General features: G+C 69.1%; 19 protein-coding genes. 11 read left to right on the forward strand and 8 right to left on the reverse strand.

Annotated elements, in window-relative coordinates; all coding sequences use genetic code 11:
• Positions 1-167: 167 nt before the first annotated feature.
• Together ACQEU1_RS33650 and ACQEU1_RS33655 are read right to left on the reverse strand one after the other, a co-directional pair.
• Positions 168-1,019, reverse strand: a complete 852-nt coding sequence (locus tag ACQEU1_RS33650; RefSeq protein WP_433210379.1) for a serine/threonine dehydratase — start codon at positions 1,017-1,019, stop codon at positions 168-170.
• Positions 1,016-1,519: a DUF6584 family protein gene (locus tag ACQEU1_RS33655; RefSeq protein WP_433210381.1), complete on the reverse strand. Its 504-nt coding sequence runs from the start codon at positions 1,517-1,519 to the stop codon at positions 1,016-1,018. Before ACQEU1_RS33655 ends, ACQEU1_RS33650 begins: the two co-directional genes overlap by 4 nt.
• Before the next feature lie 36 nt (positions 1,520-1,555).
• Between ACQEU1_RS33655 and ACQEU1_RS33660 the strand changes: the two genes are divergently transcribed.
• A complete protein-coding gene (locus tag ACQEU1_RS33660) occupies positions 1,556-2,698 on the forward strand; it encodes a hypothetical protein (protein ID WP_433210383.1) in 1,143 nt (380 codons plus the stop codon).
• Positions 2,699-2,736: 38 nt separating this feature from the next.
• Positions 2,737-3,150, forward strand: a complete 414-nt coding sequence (locus tag ACQEU1_RS33665; RefSeq protein ID WP_433210385.1) for a hypothetical protein — start codon at positions 2,737-2,739, stop codon at positions 3,148-3,150.
• Here ACQEU1_RS33665 and paaI read toward each other — a convergent pair.
• The 4 genes from paaI to ACQEU1_RS33685 all read right to left on the reverse strand — a co-directional run bounded on the left by paaI (position 3,074) and on the right by ACQEU1_RS33685 (position 6,063).
• Complete coding sequence (paaI, locus tag ACQEU1_RS33670; RefSeq protein WP_433210387.1) at positions 3,074-3,475, reverse strand: hydroxyphenylacetyl-CoA thioesterase PaaI; 402 nt, start codon at positions 3,473-3,475, stop codon at positions 3,074-3,076. The genes ACQEU1_RS33665 and paaI overlap by 77 nt on opposite strands.
• A gap of 225 nt (positions 3,476-3,700) precedes the next feature.
• Entirely contained in the window at positions 3,701-4,186 is a 486-nt protein-coding gene (locus ACQEU1_RS33675; protein ID WP_433210389.1) for an SRPBCC family protein, read from the reverse strand.
• Positions 4,183-4,647: a hypothetical protein gene (locus tag ACQEU1_RS33680; RefSeq protein WP_433210391.1), complete on the reverse strand. Its 465-nt coding sequence runs from the start codon at positions 4,645-4,647 to the stop codon at positions 4,183-4,185. The genes ACQEU1_RS33675 and ACQEU1_RS33680 overlap by 4 nt, the downstream gene beginning before the upstream one ends.
• Before the next feature lie 75 nt (positions 4,648-4,722).
• Positions 4,723-6,063 (reverse strand): glycoside hydrolase family 18 protein, encoded by a 1,341-nt coding sequence (locus ACQEU1_RS33685; RefSeq protein WP_433210393.1) that lies wholly within the window; start codon positions 6,061-6,063, stop codon positions 4,723-4,725.
• A 139-nt stretch (positions 6,064-6,202) separates the two neighbouring features.
• Between ACQEU1_RS33685 and ACQEU1_RS33690 the strand changes: the two genes are divergently transcribed.
• The 3 genes from ACQEU1_RS33690 (at position 6,203) to ACQEU1_RS33700 (ending at position 10,746) form a co-directional block, all read left to right on the forward strand.
• On the forward strand, positions 6,203-7,252 hold the full coding sequence (locus ACQEU1_RS33690) for a methionine synthase (protein WP_433210397.1): 1,050 nt from the start codon (positions 6,203-6,205) through the stop codon (positions 7,250-7,252).
• A gap of 93 nt (positions 7,253-7,345) precedes the next feature.
• On the forward strand, positions 7,346-9,202 hold the full coding sequence (locus ACQEU1_RS33695) for a glycoside hydrolase family 9 protein (protein ID WP_433210399.1): 1,857 nt from the start codon (positions 7,346-7,348) through the stop codon (positions 9,200-9,202).
• 71 nt (positions 9,203-9,273) lie between these two features.
• Positions 9,274-10,746, forward strand: a complete 1,473-nt coding sequence (locus tag ACQEU1_RS33700) for a hypothetical protein (RefSeq protein ID WP_433210401.1) — start codon at positions 9,274-9,276, stop codon at positions 10,744-10,746.
• On the opposite strand, the gene ACQEU1_RS33705 is transcribed toward ACQEU1_RS33700, so the two are convergent.
• Entirely contained in the window at positions 10,733-11,212 is a 480-nt protein-coding gene (locus ACQEU1_RS33705; RefSeq protein ID WP_433210403.1) for a GNAT family N-acetyltransferase, read from the reverse strand. The genes ACQEU1_RS33700 and ACQEU1_RS33705 overlap by 14 nt on opposite strands.
• An 11-nt stretch (positions 11,213-11,223) precedes the next feature.
• On the opposite strand from ACQEU1_RS33705, the gene ACQEU1_RS33710 reads away from it, so the two are divergent.
• The 6 genes from ACQEU1_RS33710 (at position 11,224) to ACQEU1_RS33735 (ending at position 16,261) form a co-directional block, all read left to right on the forward strand.
• The gene (locus tag ACQEU1_RS33710) at positions 11,224-11,793 is read left to right on the forward strand and encodes an LppU/SCO3897 family protein (protein WP_433210405.1); all 570 of its coding nucleotides are present in this window, start codon (positions 11,224-11,226) and stop codon (positions 11,791-11,793) included.
• On the forward strand, positions 11,790-12,347 hold the full coding sequence (locus ACQEU1_RS33715) for a YdeI/OmpD-associated family protein (RefSeq protein ID WP_433210407.1): 558 nt from the start codon (positions 11,790-11,792) through the stop codon (positions 12,345-12,347). Before ACQEU1_RS33710 ends, ACQEU1_RS33715 begins: the two co-directional genes overlap by 4 nt.
• 5 nt (positions 12,348-12,352) lie before the next feature.
• Positions 12,353-13,006, forward strand: coding sequence for a hypothetical protein (locus tag ACQEU1_RS33720; RefSeq protein WP_433210409.1), 654 nt, complete (start codon positions 12,353-12,355; stop codon positions 13,004-13,006).
• 33 nt (positions 13,007-13,039) lie between these two features.
• Positions 13,040-15,148: an NAD-dependent DNA ligase LigA gene (ligA, locus tag ACQEU1_RS33725; protein WP_433210411.1), complete on the forward strand. Its 2,109-nt coding sequence runs from the start codon at positions 13,040-13,042 to the stop codon at positions 15,146-15,148.
• On the forward strand, positions 15,141-15,641 hold the full coding sequence (locus tag ACQEU1_RS33730; RefSeq protein ID WP_433210413.1) for a GNAT family N-acetyltransferase: 501 nt from the start codon (positions 15,141-15,143) through the stop codon (positions 15,639-15,641). The genes ligA and ACQEU1_RS33730 overlap by 8 nt, the downstream gene beginning before the upstream one ends.
• 95 nt (positions 15,642-15,736) lie before the next feature.
• Positions 15,737-16,261 carry a hypothetical protein gene (locus ACQEU1_RS33735; protein WP_433210415.1) on the forward strand — a complete coding sequence of 175 codons (525 nt, stop codon included), beginning with the start codon at positions 15,737-15,739 and terminating at the stop codon, positions 16,259-16,261.
• On the opposite strand, the gene ACQEU1_RS33740 is transcribed toward ACQEU1_RS33735, so the two are convergent.
• Positions 16,250-16,666 carry an SWIM zinc finger family protein gene (locus ACQEU1_RS33740; RefSeq protein ID WP_433210417.1) on the reverse strand — a complete coding sequence of 139 codons (417 nt, stop codon included), beginning with the start codon at positions 16,664-16,666 and terminating at the stop codon, positions 16,250-16,252. The genes ACQEU1_RS33735 and ACQEU1_RS33740 overlap by 12 nt on opposite strands.
• Between the last annotated feature and the right edge of the window lie 31 nt (positions 16,667-16,697).

Here is a 16,697-nt window from a genome sequence, read left to right on the forward strand (position 1 = left end):
GTTCATTGACACGGAGTTCGACCTCGCCGCGCGGGCTCGCACCGCGTTTCGGTGCTTCGTCAGCCCGGCCGAGCGGCGGAAGCTGAACGGTCAGGCCCGTCGCGACGAGATGCCGGTGTGGGTGGTGTCGCCGTTGCGCAGGCTCGGTGCGCGCCGGTTCCGCCGCTCTAGCTGGGACGCCACTCCGAGTTCGCTCCGCACAGGAGCACGCAGGGCAGCTCAGTCGTCACGTCGCCCCTGAGGAACGACGCGAACGCCGCCGCGCCCGCCGGTTCGACCGCGATCCGGAACTCCTCCCACAGCCGATCCCGTGCGGCCAGGATCTCGTCGTCCGTGACGAGCTTCGACGAAACGTGGTGGCGCTGGAGGATTTCCAGCGACAGCGAACCGGCGCGCGTGGCGCCCAGCGCGTCGGCGGCGATCGAGCTCACCACGGAGTCGACGGGTTCGCCGGCTTCCAGCGCGTTGTGCATGGCGCGGCAGTTCTCGGGCTCCACGGCGACGATGTGGCGTCCACCCGACGCCAGCGCCGCCCCGGCGACCAGGCCACCTCCGCCGACCGCGACGAAGATCGTGTCGACGTCGGGGGCGTCCTCGACGATCTCCTGGGTGACCGTGGCCTGACCCTCGATGACGGGCAGCGCGTTGTAGGCCTCGACGTACGGGAGGTCGAGCTCGCGGGCGGCCGTCGCGGCCTCGGCGTAGGTGGTGCCGTGCCGGATCAGCTTGGCGCCCAACGCTTCGATGCGGCGCGTCTTCGGCTCGGGAGCCGTCACGGGGACGAAGACGGTGGCGTGCGCGCCCAGGAGCTGGGCGGCCTGGGCCACCGCGATGCCGTGGTTGCCGCCGGACGCCGTGACGACCGCGGAGGCGTTCAGCGCCAGCAGGGTGTTGACGGCGCCGCGGAGCTTGAAGGAGCCGGTGAGCTGCAGGTGCTCCAGCTTGAGCACGAGCGGGCGGCCGTCCACCGCGGTGCGCATGATCGGGGTGCGGCGGACGTACTGCGACAACGTTCTCATGACACCAGCTTCCACAAGAACTGGACCAGAGTCACGATGCCCAGCAGGAAACACACCAGGAAGAACGTGCCTCCCGCCATCACGATCAGGCAGGCACCCCACGACGTCTCCTCGTTCGGGGTGGCGTCGAGCTCGTGCTGGATCTCCAGCCGCGCCTCGGAGTAGAGGGCCGCGAGGCGCGTGCGGGCCGTCTCGGTCGGGGCCTCGTCGACGCGGCCCTGCCAGGAGAGCGCGACCAGGCGTGCCTCGGCCCGGCGGTAGGCGCGTTCGAACGCCTCCAGCTCGGCCGGGTCGCGCTCTTCCGCGAGGTACGTCCACCGGCCGGCCTGCGCGGGCTGGCCGAGGACCCGGTAGACCTCGCCCAGGCGTTCGCGGAGGTCGAGCCGCTGCGGGTAGGTGCCGACGAGCCCGGCGATGCGTTGACGTGCGCGAAGCACGCTGGCGAGGTCGCCTCGTCGCATCTCCTCGGCCGCTTTGTGGAGCGTCAGCTCTACCGGCATGAAGATTAGTTTTGCAGGTAGGGCTAGCTTTGACCCGTGTTCGGCCTATCGCTGCTGGTCTCCGGCCTCGCCTGGTGGCTGGGTCTGTACCTGCTCGCTCGCGACCCCCGCAAGCCGCTGCTGTGGTGGGCAGGCGTGGGCATGATCGGCTATTCGGCCGCCGTCGTCGTGCCACATCCCGTGGTCATCGGGGTGCCGGCGCTCGCCTGGACGGGGGCGATCGTGTTGCTCGCCCGTCCCGAGTTGATCAGCTGGTGGCTCTGGGCGGTGGTGCCGTTCTTCGCGGCCTCGTTCTTCGTCCCATGGGTCGTATTGCTTCCTTTGGCCACAGTCACCGTCCTAGCCATAAGAAAACGTGCTTACTTTTCACTCGTTGGGGTGATGTTCGGGCTCTCGGCGGGCGCCTTCCTGCTGGGTCTGCTTCCCGACGCCATCACGCTGCCGTCGCTCGGGGTCGACGTCGTGATCTTCGGCGTGCTGGTCGCCATCACCGACGCCGTCGAAGAGGGTGAGGCGATCCGCGCGGACATGCTGCGCTCGCTGGTCATCGCGGGATTCACGGCGGTGCTGTTCGGGTCGCAGGTGATCTTCTTCGGCGGCCCGGACCTGCTCGTGTTCACGACCGTGGCCGCCGCGATCGCCGTCCAGGTGCTCGCGAACCCGCTGGCGTCGGTGGTCGACCGCCTCGCCGTGCCCGCGGTCGCCGCCGAACGGGCCTCGTTGCGCGAAGCCGTCGAGTCGCTGCCCAAACGGCGGCCGCTGGTGACCGAGGACGAGGCGGAGTTCGCCAAGCTCACCCGCAAGGCTTTGAGCCATTACGGTGATCTCGGAAAGCTCGTCGCGAGCCCGTTGATCGCGTTGACCGAGGACGGACCGCCGCTGGACCGGGCCGCGCAGCTCAAAAGCATGCTCTTGGCCAGCATTCAACGGCTGAAGCCCGCCGGTGGCGAGTTCGGCACCAGCGACGAATGGCGTTACTACAACGCCGTCTACTTCTACTACGTCAAGGGAATCCGGCCGTACTCGGTCCGGACCAAGCGCGAGGACCTCGACGCCGAGGACCGCCGCGCCCTGCAGTGGTTCGTGACGCAGGTGCCCGAACGAACCCTCCACAACTGGCAGAACGCCGCCGCGCGCCTGGTCGCGGCGGACCTGATGGCAGGAGTTGGCAGCGCATAGCGTGGCTTTGGCAGCGTCGCGGCGGCCACAGTCGGGCCATGTTGAAATTCGCCTTGAAACTCGACGGTGTCGCTTCCGTCAGCCTGGGCCTGCTGACCCTCCTGATCCGCCCGGAGGTGGGAATTCCGGTCGGCTGGCAGATCGGACTCGGTGCTTTCTGCGTGGTTTACGGGATCGGCGTGTTCGCTTTGGGGACCCGCGCCGTTCCGGACCGCCGAATCGTGCTGCTCGTCATCATCGGAAACGCCGTGTGGGCGCTCGACAGCGTTCTCACCGCCGAACTGAAGTGGTTCCCGCTCACCGACATGGGCGTCGCACTCGTGCTCGCCCAGGGCCTCGCCGTGCTCGGGTTCGCCGTCCTGCAGTTCGTCGGCCTCAGGCGCGCGGCGTCTGATCCTTCAGCGTCCGCGAACGTCCCCGGAACTCAGCCACGATCTCGGTCCCACGCCTGACCGTGATGTCGTAGATGCCGCTGCGGCCGAACCGGGTCCGTTCCACCGCCTCCGCCACCAGCTCGTCGCCCTCGTGCACGGGCCGGATGAAGTCGATCTCGGCCGTGGCGGCGACGGTGACGGACCCGGCCCTGTTGCAGGCGCACGCGAACGCCGTGTCCGCGAGCAGGAAGAGGTAACCGCCGTGCGCGATGCCGTGGCCGTTGATCATGTTCGCCGCGACCGTCATCCGCAGCAGCGCGTAGCCGTCGCGCAGCTCGATCGGAGCTATGCCAAGGCCGGTCGAGGCCTTGTCCGCGGCCAACATCTCAGCAGGACCATTCATTCGTGGCAGCGTAATCACCCTGGCGGTGGTGTCACGCAGCGTTCGGGTCGCCTTACTGTCCGAATGCATGATCGTTCAACATCGGAGGTGGTCACGATGGGTGGTTGTTCTTGCTGCGGCGGGTGCACGGGTCCGGGCTGCGGATGCTGCAGCTCCTGCTGAGCGCCTTGATGAAGTGAAGAAGGCCGTTGCGGGACACACGTTCCCGCAACGGCCTTCGTTCAGCTAGGCGTCCCGGACATCAGTTCCGTGCTCGGCGAACGCCTTGAAGTCCTGCATGTGCACCAGTGACTGCTTGCGGAACGAGCCGGGCATCAACAGCCCCACGAGCCGCATCATCACGCCGTCGAACCGGTACTCGCTCTCCTGCTCCCAGAGCGTCGTCTCCGGCCCGGCCTCGGTGAGCCGGTCGCGGTTGGCGCTCCACATGCCCTTGCCGACGATCTCGCGTTCGAAGTGCACGACGCTGTCCGCGGGGATGTCGTGCAGGTCCTGCGGTTCGCGCCGGGTGATGGTCTCGGTGGCCTCGAACTCCTGCTGCCCCATCTTCAGCACGACCCGAGACTTGGTGCCGACCTCGCCGTGCACCCCGCTCACCGGCTCGTGCACGACCAGACCCCGCAACCACAGGGGCATGGTCGCGGGGTCGGCGAGCAGTTGGACCGTCTTCTCGCGCGGTAGAGCGATCTCGATCGAGACGGTGTACTTCATGGCCGGTCAGACTTCTTCGCGAGGAGCAGCACGGGGCGGAGTTCGGTGAGCGCCGCGATGACGGCCGCGGCACCGCTTCGGGTGTCCTCGTCCCTGGTGGGGTCGTCCACGAGGGCCTGACACGTCGCCACGGCCGCGTCCCGTTCGCTCTCGTACACGACGAGCGTCGAGCAGAGCGTGGTGTAGAGGTGGTCGACGTGGTCGTCGCCGGCCCGCGCGGCGCCGGCGCAGACGATGGCCAACGTCTCGGCGTCGCCACGGCGGACCAGCGCCTCGGTCGTCTCGTCGGTCACGGAGGTGTCCGCGGCGTCCAGCACCAGGTCCAGGAGCTTTCGGCGGGCGGCCGGGACGTCGGTGAAGCTCGCCAGACCGCGTCCGGCGTCGGCCCTGTCCTGGCAGTCAGAGCTGACCGCGAGCCTGAGCAACGCGGTCACCACGGCCTGTCGTGCGTCAACGTCCACGGCTGGATCGTGCACGTGCGTCCGGGTTCCTGCCCACCGCATTTCGCGCGGCGGGCAAGAACCCGGACGGTCGGGTCAGCCCGTGTAGGTCTTGAACAGGTTCGTGAACTCCCAGTTGGCCTGCGAGATCCCGCTGCACGTCGGCGACACGCCGCCACCGGGGCAGCCCTTGTCGCGGCCCGCGGACCAGAACGCGACACGGCCGACCTTGTTGGCCTTGGCGAAGGCGATGACCTTGCGTGCGTCGTCCTGCGTCGTCGTCGGACCCGTGTCGTTGCGTCCGATCATCGGCGTGAGACCCAGCAACGCCTTCAGTTGCGCGTCGGTCTTCGTCGGCCAGATGCCGCGCATCTGCCCGAGGGTGGCGTTGGAGGCGGCGACCATCGCGTCTCCCCAGTTGCCCGTGTAGCCGAAGTTCATCAGCATCGGGTTCACCAGGACGGTGACGCCCTTCGCGGCCGCGTCCTTCAGCACGTCGACCGAGTACGGGTCCATGCCGTAGTCCTGGCCCTGGATGCGCATCGTGTAGCTGACGGTGGTCTTGCGGACGTCCTGGAGCCTCTTCAGCGCCGCGTTGACCGTGGCCTGGGGGATGGTGGCCTCGACGTCCACGTCGATGCTGTTGGAGCCCACGGCGTCGAGCACCTTCACGTAGGCGTTGTACAGCGAGTCAACGGACGTGCAGACGTGTTCGAGGTACGGGCCCATGGCGCCGCCCGTCGCGACGATGACGCTGCCGCCCGCGGCCTTCAACGCCCGTGCGTCGTTCACGATGCGGCTGTCGTTCAACGGCACGGTGCCGCCCCACGCCGGGTCGCAGCCCGCCGAGGAACCCAGTGCGAACGCGAGCGTGAAGTGCTTCTGGCCAGTCGCGTTGGCCACGTCCATCAGGGACGGCGACGGCATCGTGATGTCGATGTACGGCGCGACGAGTGCGCTACCTGGCGTGGGCGGCACATCGGACGTCGTGGTGGTGGTCGGCCCCGTTGTCGTGGTCGTTGTCGTCGTGGTGGTGGTCGTCGTGCCACCACCACCGCCACACGGAACGCCGTTGAGCTTGCAGTTCGTGGGCAACGCGGAGCCGCTCACCAGGAAGCCGAAGCTGGTCGACGCGCCCGCGCCGACGTTGCCGTTGTACTCGCGGTTCGTGAACGTGTGGTGGTTGCCGCTGCTGGTCGCCGTGGCGTCCCAGTACGAGCCGAGCGTCGCGCCGGCGAGGTCGAACTCCAGCTTCCAGCCGGTCAGCGCGGTCGAACCGGCGCTGATCGTGAACTTGCCCTGGTAGCCGGAGCCCCAGGAGGAGTCCTGGCTGAACGCGGCGGACTCGCCGGCGGCCGAGGCGGTGGGAGCGATGGCGACGAGTCCTGCCACCAGTGCGGTGGCGGCCCCGGCGGCGAAAACGGCAAAGCGAGCCATCAGAGGTGTCCTTCCGGCAGGGGAGGAAGGGAGTGGTGCAGGACCACGGGGCGCGTCGCGGTCCTGCACCACGTACAGGGAGGCGCCCGCACGTTCAGCGCCTGCTCAATCACGGTAAGTGGCCTAGACCATAGCGTCAATGGGTCTAGACCTCTTCTGTCCGCCGGACAGTGGAACAATTCAGCGGGTGCGTGGAGCAACTGGAATCGGATCGCTGCCCGGAACCGACATCGACGAGGCGGCGAGGATCGTCGTCGGCGAGCTGCCGGAGCTGCCGCACGTGCCGGAACTGCCCGGCCGGGGTGTCGGCGCGGACATGATCGGCCGGACCGCCGGCCTGCTGGTCGACCTCGCGATCGAGGTCATCACCTCCGGCTACCGCGTGAACCCGCGGCCAGGCCGTGACCACCGGCGCGCCGTCGACCTGTTGCGCGGCGACCTCGACGCGTTCGACGAGGCGTTGGAACGTGCGGGCGCCACGCCCGACACGGTCAAGGTGCAGGCCGTCGGGCCGTGGACGCTCATGTCCAACATCGAACTGATGCGCGGCCATCGGGTGCTCACGGACCGCGGCGCCGTCAAGGAGTTCTCCGAGTCGCTCGCCGAGGGGCTGAGGCAGCACGCCGCCGAGGTCGCCAAGCGCACCAGGGCGAAGGTCGTCGTGCAGCTCGACGAACCGGGCCTGCCCGCCGTGCTGCAGGGCCTGCTGCCGACGCCGTCGAAGCTCGGCACCGTGCCCGCGGTGCCCGGTCCGGACGCTCGTGCGGTCCTTGCGACGGTCATCGAGGCGTTGGGCGACCACGAGGTGATGGTGCATTGCTGCGCGCCGCACCCGCCGTTGACGTTGCTGCGTGAAGCAGGCGCCACGGCGATCGCGTTCGACGCGACGTTGATCAAGGGTGCAGAGGCGCTGGACGAGATCGGCGAGACCTGGGAGGCGGGCACGACGCTCGCGCTCGGGCTGGTGCCGAGCCTCGACCCCGGCACGCCGGTGACGTTGAAGGACGTCGGGCAGCGGGCGTTCACCCTGGCCGACCGCCTCGGCTTCCCGCGCTCGATCCTCGCCGAGAAGGCGCTGCCCACTCCGACGTGCGGTCTGGCGGGTGCGACGTCCACGTGGGTCAAACGCGCGCTGTCGTTGACGCGGGACCTCTCCTCGTCGTTTTTGGAGCCGCCTGAGGGCTGGTGATGTCCGGTTTGGGCGGCTAGTCTGCTGCGAACTATTAGGAAACTTTCTTAACCGAAGGTCGATCGCCGAGGCCTGGACCGGGAGTTCCTCACCATGCGCATCAGACGTGCGGCCCTCGTGGCCGCTGTGCTCACCGGCGTGATCGTCACGCCCGCACAGGCCGACGCGGCCGCCGGGCACATCAGGCTGGACCAGATCGGGTTCGGCAACTCCGAGCAGAAGCACGCCTACGTGCTCGGTGGTGCCGCGAACACGAAGTTCTCCGTCGTGGACAGCCGCGGCCGGACCGTCCTGACCGGCAGGACCGGTGCGTCGACGGGCTCGTGGAGCGACAAGTACACCTCGGTGCACCCGATCGACTTCTCCGCGCTGAAGAAGTCCGGCACGTACCGGATCAAGGTCGGGTCCGCGACGTCGACGGAGTTCAAGGTCGACTCGCTGAAGAAGCTGTTCTCGCCGGTCGCGCACAACACCGTCGAGTTCTTCCAGGCGCAGCGCGACGGCGCCGACGTCATCCCGGGCAGGCTGAACCGCAAGCCCGCGCACCTCACCGACCGCGAGGCCCTGGTCTACGAGGCGCCGGTGTTCGCGGGCGAGGGCGGCGACCAGATCGCGGCACCGCTGAAGCCCACCGGTGCGAAGGTCGACCTCGAAGGCGGCTGGTTCGACGCCGGTGACTTCGTGAAGTTCACGCACGCCTCCTCGTACTCGACCGCGTCGATGCTGCTGGCGTTGCGCAACAAGCACGACGACGCGCTGTACGACGAGGCGCGGTTCGGCCTCAAGTGGCTCGACAAGGCGTTCGACGAGAAGACCGGCACGCTGTACGCGCAGGTCGGCATCGGCACCGGCTCCGAGGAGTTCGGCTTCGTCGGCGACCACGACGTGTGGCGCCTGCCCGAGGCCGACGACAAGCTGAACGTGAAGCCGGGCGACAGCGAGTACTACATCAAGCACCGCCCGGTGTTCCGCGCCAACGTCGCCGGCGAGAAGATCAGCCCGAACCTGGTCGGCCGCGTGTCGGGCTCGTTCGCGCTGGCCGCGCAGATCGAGGCGCGCAAGAACCCGCGCCTGGCCCGTGCGTACCTGGACAAGGCGGCGCAGCTGTTCGCACTGGCCAAGACCGAGAACGTCGGCGAGCTCGTGACGGCGTTCCCGCACGCGTACTACCCGGAAGAGTCGTGGACCGACGACATGGAGTTCGGCGCCACGCAGCTCGCGCTGGCCGCGAAGTCGTTGAACGACAAGCGCTACGGTCAGTTCGCGCGTGCCGCCACGCACTGGGCCAAGGAGTTCCTGGCCACGCAGGACCCGGACACCCTGAACGTCTACAACATCTCCGCCCTGGGTCACGCCGACCTCGCGCCGTTGCTGAAGAAGGGCATCCCGGGCGCCGAGGTGACCGAGAAGCAGATCGTCGGTGACATCCAGCGGCAGCTGAAGAAGGGCGCGGACGCGGCCAGGACCTCGCCGTTCCGCACCGCGGCCAACGTCGAGACCTGGGACGTCGGCTCGCGCACGTTCGGCTACATCACCACCGCCGCGCTGTACCAGAAGCTGACGGGCTCGAAGGAGTACCAGACCTTCGGCACGCAGCAGCGCGGCTTCGCCCTCGGCACCAACGCGTGGGGCACGTCCCTGATCGTCGGCGTCGGCGCGAAGTTCCCGGAGTGCCCGCACCACCAGGCCGCGAACCTGTCGGGCTCCCCGAACGGCGGCAAGAAGGTGCTGGTCGGCGCCGTCATCAACGGCCCGAACGACGCCTCGCTGTTCGGCGACCTCGGCGAGATGCCCGCGGGTTCCGTCGACTGCACCAAGCCGTACACGCTGGAGTTCAACTCCGCGAAGTCCGTGTTCGCCGACGACCTGCGCTCGTGGCCGAGCTCCGAACCGGCCATCGACTTCACGGCCACCGGCGTCCTCGGCTTCTCGCTGATCGCCACCTCCTGAGTGGCGCCGGCGCGAGCCCGGGTGTCCAATTCGGACTTGTGCTCAGGCTCGCGCTGGTTCTGGTGTTGCTCATGTCCGGCACGGCGCACGCCTTGCCGTCGAACGTGCTCTGCCGCGTACCCGGCGTGCACGACGCGGAGGTCATCCGCGTCGTGCACGCCGTCGGTCTTTCCCGGGGCGTGAGCGACAAGGTGATGCTCGCCGGCTTCGAGGCCGGGTGGGTGGAGTCGCACATGAACAACCTGGCGTGCGGCGACGCGGACTCGCTCGGCGTGTTCCAGCAGCGGCCCTCGATGGGGTGGGGCACGCCGGACCAGATCATGAACGTCACCTATGCGGCCGGCCGGTTCTTCGAACTCGCGGTGCGGATGGACCGCGAGCACCTCTCGCCCGGGTTGCTGGCGGATGCGGTGCAGCGGTCCTGCTGTCCGGAGCGCTACGACCAGGCCTTCGAACGTGCCTCGACGATGCTGCGGCAGGCCTGGCAAGGCGGTCCTGAAGTGGTCGGTGGCGTGGTCCACGTCGTTCAGGACGGCGACGTGTGGGCCGACGGAGTGCGGCTGACCACGTCGCAGGACTTCGTAGGACGGCCTTCGGTTGCCGGTGGTGTTGTGTATGCGCGAACGGCTCGAGGTGAGGTGCGCGCGCTGGTCGGCGGGACTTCGCGAGTGATGGCCTCGGGTGTGGCGGGGGACCCGGAGGCGGTGCTGCGTCCTGATGGGACGGTCGAGCTGTACGCGATCTTGGCCGACGGCAGCGTCGCGAAACTGTCGGACCTGCCTGCGATGATTGGGATGGGGACCGCATCCCCGCAGGGGGCCCGCCAGTCCGTATCGATTCCGCGCCGCAACGCGACGGGCGTGCCGAGCACGGATGCGGCGAGCGCGCCGAGCCAGTACACGGCGAACGAGCCAAGCCGACAGCAGGCAAGCGTGCCGAACGAACACGTGGCGGGCGTGCCGGACGAGCGTGCGGCAAGCGTGCTGGACGAGCGCGCGGCAGGCGTGTCGAACGAACGCGCGACGGGCGTGCCGGACGAACGCACGGCGGGCGTGCCGGACGAACGCGCGGCAGGCGTGCCGAACGGGCAAGTGGTGGGCACGCAGGACCACCGCGTGCCGGACGCGAGCGCGGCAACCGCACCGAGCCGGCACGAGCTGAGCGCTCAGAACCGGCAGCGAACGAGCAACCCGGTCTGGCAACCGCTGAGCCCACCCGCGTTCGCGACCGGCAAGCCGTCCGTCATCACCTACCCGGACGGCACCGCGGCCGTCTACGTCCGCTCCGGCGACGGCGACAAGCTGATGGCCACCGCCGCCGGCACCTGGCGCGAGATCGCGAACGGCCTCGAAGCCTCGCCCGAAGCGGTCCTCCGTCTGGACGGGACGGTGGGCGTCTACGCCCTCAAGGACGGACGCCCCCACCGCCTCACCACGACCTGGGAACCGTTGGCGGAAGGCCGTTTCATCGACACGGTCTCCGCCCAGCCCGACGGCACCGTCTACGCCCGCACTGCCGAGGGCAAGGTCGTCAAAGCCGGTTGAACGGCTCCGCGTACCGGAACGCCCCGGGCTCCACGTCCCCGAACAGCCGAGCCTGGAAGTGCGGCTCCCACGCGGGATCCGGCGGCAGGATCCCGAACGTCGACGCGAGCTGGAACCCGAATCGCGAGTAGTACTTGGGATCCCCCAACAGGATGACAGCCAGCTCACCCCGAGCCTCCGCGGCACCCAGCACCGCGTGCATGAGAGCCGACCCGATCCCGGACCGCTGGTGCGAAGGGTGCACCGCGATCGGCCCGAGTCCCAGCGCCGGCACCGACCCCACGTACCCGCGCGAGCACACCACGTGCCCCAGCACCGAGTCCTCCACCAGCGACAACTCGGGAATCCAGCCGGCGTCCGCCCGCAGCCAGTCGATCAGCGGAGCCTCAGGTCCGTCGGCAAAGGCAAGATTGGTGACGGCACGGATAGCGGAGATGTCTGCGGGTGTCTCCCGCCGGATCAGCATGACCCCGCACTGTGGCCAACGAAGTCGCCGTGCGCCACCCGATTTCCCACCCCATAATCCGCACCGTGGTCGCGAGACAGACCGTGATGGTGTGCGTACTGGCCGTGCTGGCTTATCTCGTCGTGTGGTGGGCAACGACAGAAGACGAAGAACCCAAACAGGCCACCCAGGCGTTCCTCACCGACTATTCGAAGGCGGAGAAGGGCAGCTGCGTGAGGTTCGACGGCCCCGGCGAGAACGATCTGGGCCTCACCGTCATCGACTGCGCGCAGCACAAAGCAGCGCTCAAGGTCGGCACGGTCCTCACCGACACCAGCGGCAAGTGCCCGAGAGGCGATTACAAGGTCCTGCGGGACACCCGGCACAACGCGGCGCTGTGCCTGCTGCCCAACGCAACCGAAGGCGACTGCTTCGAGTTGGACACCGATGACCTGCAACGGTCCGTGGTGTCCAAGTTCGACTGCGCGGCGCCACGGGCGAACGTGCAGGTGGTGGGCATAACGGCGGAAAGTTGCCCCGAAGAGGCCGAACTCGGTGTTCCCTATGCGGAGATGACGCTCTGCCTGAGGAGGGTGCGTTGATCGTCTTCGAGGGTCCGGCCGAGTTCGACGCCTGGCTGCACGAGAACGGCGCGAACGAGACCGAGCTGTGGATCAAGTACGCCAAGAAGGGTTCTGGCGTGCGGACGATCACCTACGACGAGGCGCTCGACGTCGCCTTGTGCCACGGGTGGATCGATGGGCTCGTACGGTCCGTGGACGAGTCCTACTACTCGCAGCGGTGGACGCCACGTAAGGCGCGCAGCAAGTGGTCCAAGCGCAACTGCGGCAAGGTCGAGGAGCTGATCGCGCAGGGCAAGATGCTGCCCGCGGGGCTCAAAGAGATCGAACGCGCCAAAGCGGACGGACGCTGGGACGCGGCCTACGCGGGACCTGCGACCATCGAGGTGCCGGACGACCTCACCAAAGCGCTCGACGCCAACCCCAAGGCCGCAGAGGCGTTCAAGGGGTTGAACAGTCAGAACAGGTACGCCGTGCTGCTGCGCATCCACGACGCGAAGAGGCCCGAGACACGGCAGAAACGCATCACTCAGTTCGTTGAAATGCTGGCGGAGGGCCGAAAGCTCTACCCTTGAGAATCATGAAGTGGTTCCGCCGCCGCAAAGCCGAAGACGTCGTCCCCGCTCACCTGCCGAACGCCGAGGAAGCCGCGCGACGCTTCTGGGAACGGTGGTTCGAGCTGGTGCCGGTGGTCAGCGCGGCGCTCGGCGACGGCGAACCGCACCGGGTCGAGGACGAGCTCGACGACCTCGTCCGCGGCCTGCACCCCGACCTGGTGTTCTCCCTCGAACAGGGCCACCTGGCGATGTACGCGCTGGTGGTCACCGGTCAGGAGGACCCGCGGCTGCGCCCGTACACCGACGCGTGGATCAACGCCGCGCCGCCGCCGGACATGGTGTGGGAGTTCCACGACTCCGTGCCGCCGGTGCCGGACCCGACCGAGGTGATCATCAACCTCGGCCAGACCCGGATGCGGCTCGGCGACTACCGCGTCGTGGCCCAGGTGGACGGTGACGTCGTCGACGTCGCGGTCTACCACCCGGCGCTCGCGGGCCTGACCGACCAGCAGCGGCAGACGATGACGTTCCTGCCCCTGGACGTCACTCTCGGCGAGCGGCTGGCGGGCGAACGGCTGCGGCGCGTGGAGACCGCCGAGCTGGAGCCGCAGGGCACGATCAGCCTCGTCGAGCTGCGGACCCTGGTGCGGGAACTCGCGGGGATTGCCGAGCTCTGAGAACTGTCAGACCTGCTCACTAAGCTGTGGGACGTGAGCAGCGAGAGCCTGGAAGACGTCCCCGCGGAGGTGCGCGAGCAGCACGCCGTGCTCGCGGAAGAGGTGCGTTCGCACCAGTTCCGCTACTACGTGCTGGACGACCCGATCGTCACCGATGGTGAGTTCGACGCGTTGTTGAAGCGGCTCGAGGCGATGGAGGCCGAGCATCCCGGCCTCGCGACGCCCGAGTCGCCGACGCAGCTCGTCGGCGGCACGTTCTCGACCGAGTTCAAGGCGGTCGACCACCTGGAGCGCATGCTCAGCCTCGACAACGTCTTCGCGCAGGACGAGCTGACGGCGTGGTTCGAGCGCGTGCGGAAGGAGATCGGCGAGGGCACGCACTTCCTGTGCGAGTTGAAGATCGACGGGCTCGCGATCAACCTGCTCTACGAGAAGGGCAAGCTCACCAGGGCGTTGACGCGGGGCGACGGCCGCACCGGCGAGGACGTGACGCTGAACGTCCGCACCATCAAGGACGTCCCCGTGGTGCTGGAGGGTTCCGCCGAGCACCCGGTGCCGGACCTGGTGGAGGTGCGCGGCGAGGTCTTCTTCGCGGTGGAGGACTTCCTGGCGCTCAACGCCTCGCTGGTCGAGCAGGGCAAGCCGCCGTTCGCGAACCCGCGCAACACGGCGGCCGGCTCGCTGCGGCAGAAGGACCCCAAGGTCACCGCCTCGCGCAAGCTCCGGATGATCTGCCACGGCATCGGCAAGACCGAGGGCTTCGAGGTCGCCAGCCAGTCCCTCGCGTACGAGGCGCTCAAGGCGTGGGGCCTGCCGACGTCCCCGCACACCGAGGTGCTCACGGACCCGGCCGCCGTGCGCGAGAAGGTCGAGTACTGGGGCGAGCACCGGCACGACGCCGTCCACGAGATCGACGGCCTGGTGGTCAAGGTCGACGAGGTGTCGCTGCAACGGCGGCTGGGCACGACGTCGCGGGCCCCGAGGTGGGCGATCGCGTACAAGTACCCGCCGGAGGAGGCCACGACCACGCTGCTCGACATCCAGGTCCAGGTGGGCCGCACGGGCCGGGTGACGCCGTTCGCCGTGATGGAACCGGTGAAGGTGGCCGGGTCGACGGTCGCGCGCGCCACGCTGCACAACGGGTCCGAGGTGAAGCGCAAGGGCGTGCTGATCGGCGACCGCATCGTCATCCGCAAGGCGGGCGACGTGATCCCCGAGGTGCTCGGCCCGGTGCTGGCGGCCCGTCCGGCCGACGCGCGCGAGTTCGAGATGCCGACGCGGTGCCCGGAGTGCAACTCGGTGCTGCGCCCCATGAAGGAGGGCGACGTCGACATCCGCTGCCCCAACGCCGAACGCTGCCCCGGCCAGCTGCGTGAACGCCTGGCGTACCTGGCCTCCCGCGCCGCGCTCGACATCGAGGTGCTCGGCTACGAGGCGGCCGCCGCGATCACGTCGTCCACGATCTACACCAACGAGGCCGACCTGTTCGACCTCGACGCGAACGCGTTGCGGCAGGTCGAGCGCTTCGTGACGATCAAGGGCGAGCTGTCCGCGAACGCGCTGAAGCTGATCGACAACCTGGAGGAGGCGAAGCAGCGTCCTCTGTGGAGGGTGCTGGTCGCGCTGTCCATCCGGCACGTGGGCCCGACGGCGGCCCGCGCGCTGGCCCAGGAGTTCGGCTCGATGGACGCGATCATCGAGGCCGAGGAGGAGGCGCTGGCCGGTGCGGAGGGCGTCGGGCAGACCATCGCCACCGCGGTCGTCGAGTGGCGCGAGACCGAGTGGCGCCAGGGCGTCGTCGAACGCTGGCGGGCCGCGGGCGTGCGGATGGAGGACGAGCGCGACGAGTCCATCGTGCGCAACCTCGAAGGCCTGTCCATCGTGGTCACCGGCTCGCTGACGGAGTACTCGCGCGACTCGGCGAAGGAGTCGATCCTCGCCCGCGGCGGCAAGGCGGCGGGCTCGGTCTCGAAGAAAACCGCTTTCGTCGTCGTCGGCGACTCACCAGGATCCAAGTACGACAAGGCCGTCTCGCTGAAGGTGCCCGTGCTCGACGAAGCGGGCTTCCGCGTCCTGCTGGAGCAGGGCCCGGACGCGGCGAGGGAAGTGGCCCTTCCGGTGGAAGAAGGTGCAGATGGCTGATCTGATCATTCGCCCGGCCGTGGAGGCCGATCTGCCCGCGATCGGCTCCCTGACGGTGGAGGCGTACCGCGCGGACGGCTTCGTGGGCGACCACGACGACTACGCGTCGCTCCTGGCGGACTCGGCGTCCCGCTTCCGCGACGCCTCGCTGCTCGTCGCCCAGGCCGAGTCGGGTGCGGTCCTGGGCTCGGTGACGGTCGTGCACCCCGGCACGCCCTACGCGGAGATCTCGCGGCCGGGCGAGCTGGAGTTCCGCATGCTGTCGGTCTCCGCCGCCGCGCGGGGCCGAGGCGTGGGGGAGGCCCTGGTGCGCGCCGTGATCGACGAGGCGCGCACGGCGGGCGCGACGCACGTCGTGCTGTCGTCGTCGGAGAAGATGCTGGCGGCGCACCGGTTGTACGAGCGGATGGGCTTCACGCGGTTACCGGAGCGCGACTGGTCCCCGTTACCGGGCCTGGAGCTGAGGGCCTACGCGTACGTGCTGCCGCTCTGAGAAGCCGGTGGCCGACGGTCGCGCACCGGTGCGGAGCAACCCGCGTTCGCGGCCGTGCGTCCTGTCGGGCAAGCGCCGCGGATGGGGGTTCGCGAATGAGATGGGTGGTTCTGCTCGTGGTCGCGGCGCTGCCGGCCGCGTCGGCCGCGCCGAGGCACCTGGCCGCCGACGATCACCGTCAGCTCGACGCCCTGACGCAGGTCTACCTGGAACGCCGGGCGGACAAGATCACCGTCCGTCCCCCGGCGCCGGGCTTCGGCGTGCCCGCGACCGAGGAGTTCGCGGCGCGGCTGCGCACCGACGAGGCCAAGCTGGCCGCACGGCGGGCGCGGCTCGGCGCACTCCCGTTCGGCGGCTACGCCAGGGCCGAGGTCGGCACCGAGCTGACGGGGGTCGCGGTGGGCGGGGACGGCAGCGCGGTCGTGCACGTCCAGGAGGTGACCCACCTGTACTTCGAGGAGCCGGGCGGTGTGCCGAGGAGCAGCTTCGGCTTCGGCCACGTGCTCGTCTTCGAGCGCGCCCCCGAGGGGTGGGTCCTGGCGGACGCGACGCCCGCACCGGGCTCGGTCTGCAAGATCCCGCCGGAGACGCAGTTCTGCGGGTACGGCTCAGAGCGATGAGATGATCCGCGCCCGCAGCTTGAGATCCCCCGCGGCCTGCTCGTACAGCAGGTCCCGCAACACCTCGGGCGGCAGCGCTCTCAGCACGTCCTTGAGCTCCACGTCCTCGGCGTCCGGCGGCGGCACCGTCTCGCCCCGGTCCAGCAGCACCAGCCCGACGGCCACGCAGTGCTTGCAGAAGAACCCCTCGGACCCGTGCGGGCAACTGCACGACCCGACCAGCAGCGTCCCCGACCACGACAGCTCCACCACGTAGGCGACCTCGTCACCCCCGCGCACCCGAGCGGCGACGTGCCGGCTGTGCACCCGCAGGGACAGCACGGACTCCCGGTACGTGAGCCCGCGCCAGTACGACTTGGTACCCGCGCGGTGCAACAGCAGCTCGGTGGTGAGGGTCGTCGACACGGGGGTCATCCAACCGGGTGACCGCAGAAAG

This window comes from Lentzea sp. CA-135723 (assembly GCF_050936595.1).
GTDB lineage: Bacteria > Actinomycetota > Actinomycetes > Mycobacteriales > Pseudonocardiaceae > Lentzea.

Bases quoted from the DNA above. Each gene is read 5' to 3' on its own strand.
- ACQEU1_RS33650 (WP_433210379.1), bottom strand. From the start codon at position 1,019: ATGAGAACGTTGTCGCAGTACGTCCGCCGCACCCCGATCATGCGCACC.
- ACQEU1_RS33655 (WP_433210381.1), bottom strand. From the start codon at position 1,519: ATGCCGGTAGAGCTGACGCTCCACAAAGCGGCCGAGGAGATGCGACGA.
- ACQEU1_RS33665 (WP_433210385.1), top strand. From the start codon at position 2,737: ATGTTGAAATTCGCCTTGAAACTCGACGGTGTCGCTTCCGTCAGCCTG.
- paaI (WP_433210387.1), bottom strand. From the start codon at position 3,475: ATGAATGGTCCTGCTGAGATGTTGGCCGCGGACAAGGCCTCGACCGGC.
- ACQEU1_RS33675 (WP_433210389.1), bottom strand. From the start codon at position 4,186: ATGAAGTACACCGTCTCGATCGAGATCGCTCTACCGCGCGAGAAGACG.
- ACQEU1_RS33685 (WP_433210393.1), bottom strand. From the start codon at position 6,063: ATGGCTCGCTTTGCCGTTTTCGCCGCCGGGGCCGCCACCGCACTGGTG.
- ACQEU1_RS33690 (WP_433210397.1), top strand. From the start codon at position 6,203: ATGGGTCTAGACCTCTTCTGTCCGCCGGACAGTGGAACAATTCAGCGG.
- ACQEU1_RS33695 (WP_433210399.1), top strand. From the start codon at position 7,346: ATGCGCATCAGACGTGCGGCCCTCGTGGCCGCTGTGCTCACCGGCGTG.
- ACQEU1_RS33700 (WP_433210401.1), top strand. From the start codon at position 9,274: ATGTCCGGCACGGCGCACGCCTTGCCGTCGAACGTGCTCTGCCGCGTA.
- ACQEU1_RS33705 (WP_433210403.1), bottom strand. From the start codon at position 11,212: ATGCTGATCCGGCGGGAGACACCCGCAGACATCTCCGCTATCCGTGCC.
- ACQEU1_RS33720 (WP_433210409.1), top strand. From the start codon at position 12,353: ATGAAGTGGTTCCGCCGCCGCAAAGCCGAAGACGTCGTCCCCGCTCAC.
- ACQEU1_RS33730 (WP_433210413.1), top strand. From the start codon at position 15,141: ATGGCTGATCTGATCATTCGCCCGGCCGTGGAGGCCGATCTGCCCGCG.
- ACQEU1_RS33735 (WP_433210415.1), top strand. From the start codon at position 15,737: ATGAGATGGGTGGTTCTGCTCGTGGTCGCGGCGCTGCCGGCCGCGTCG.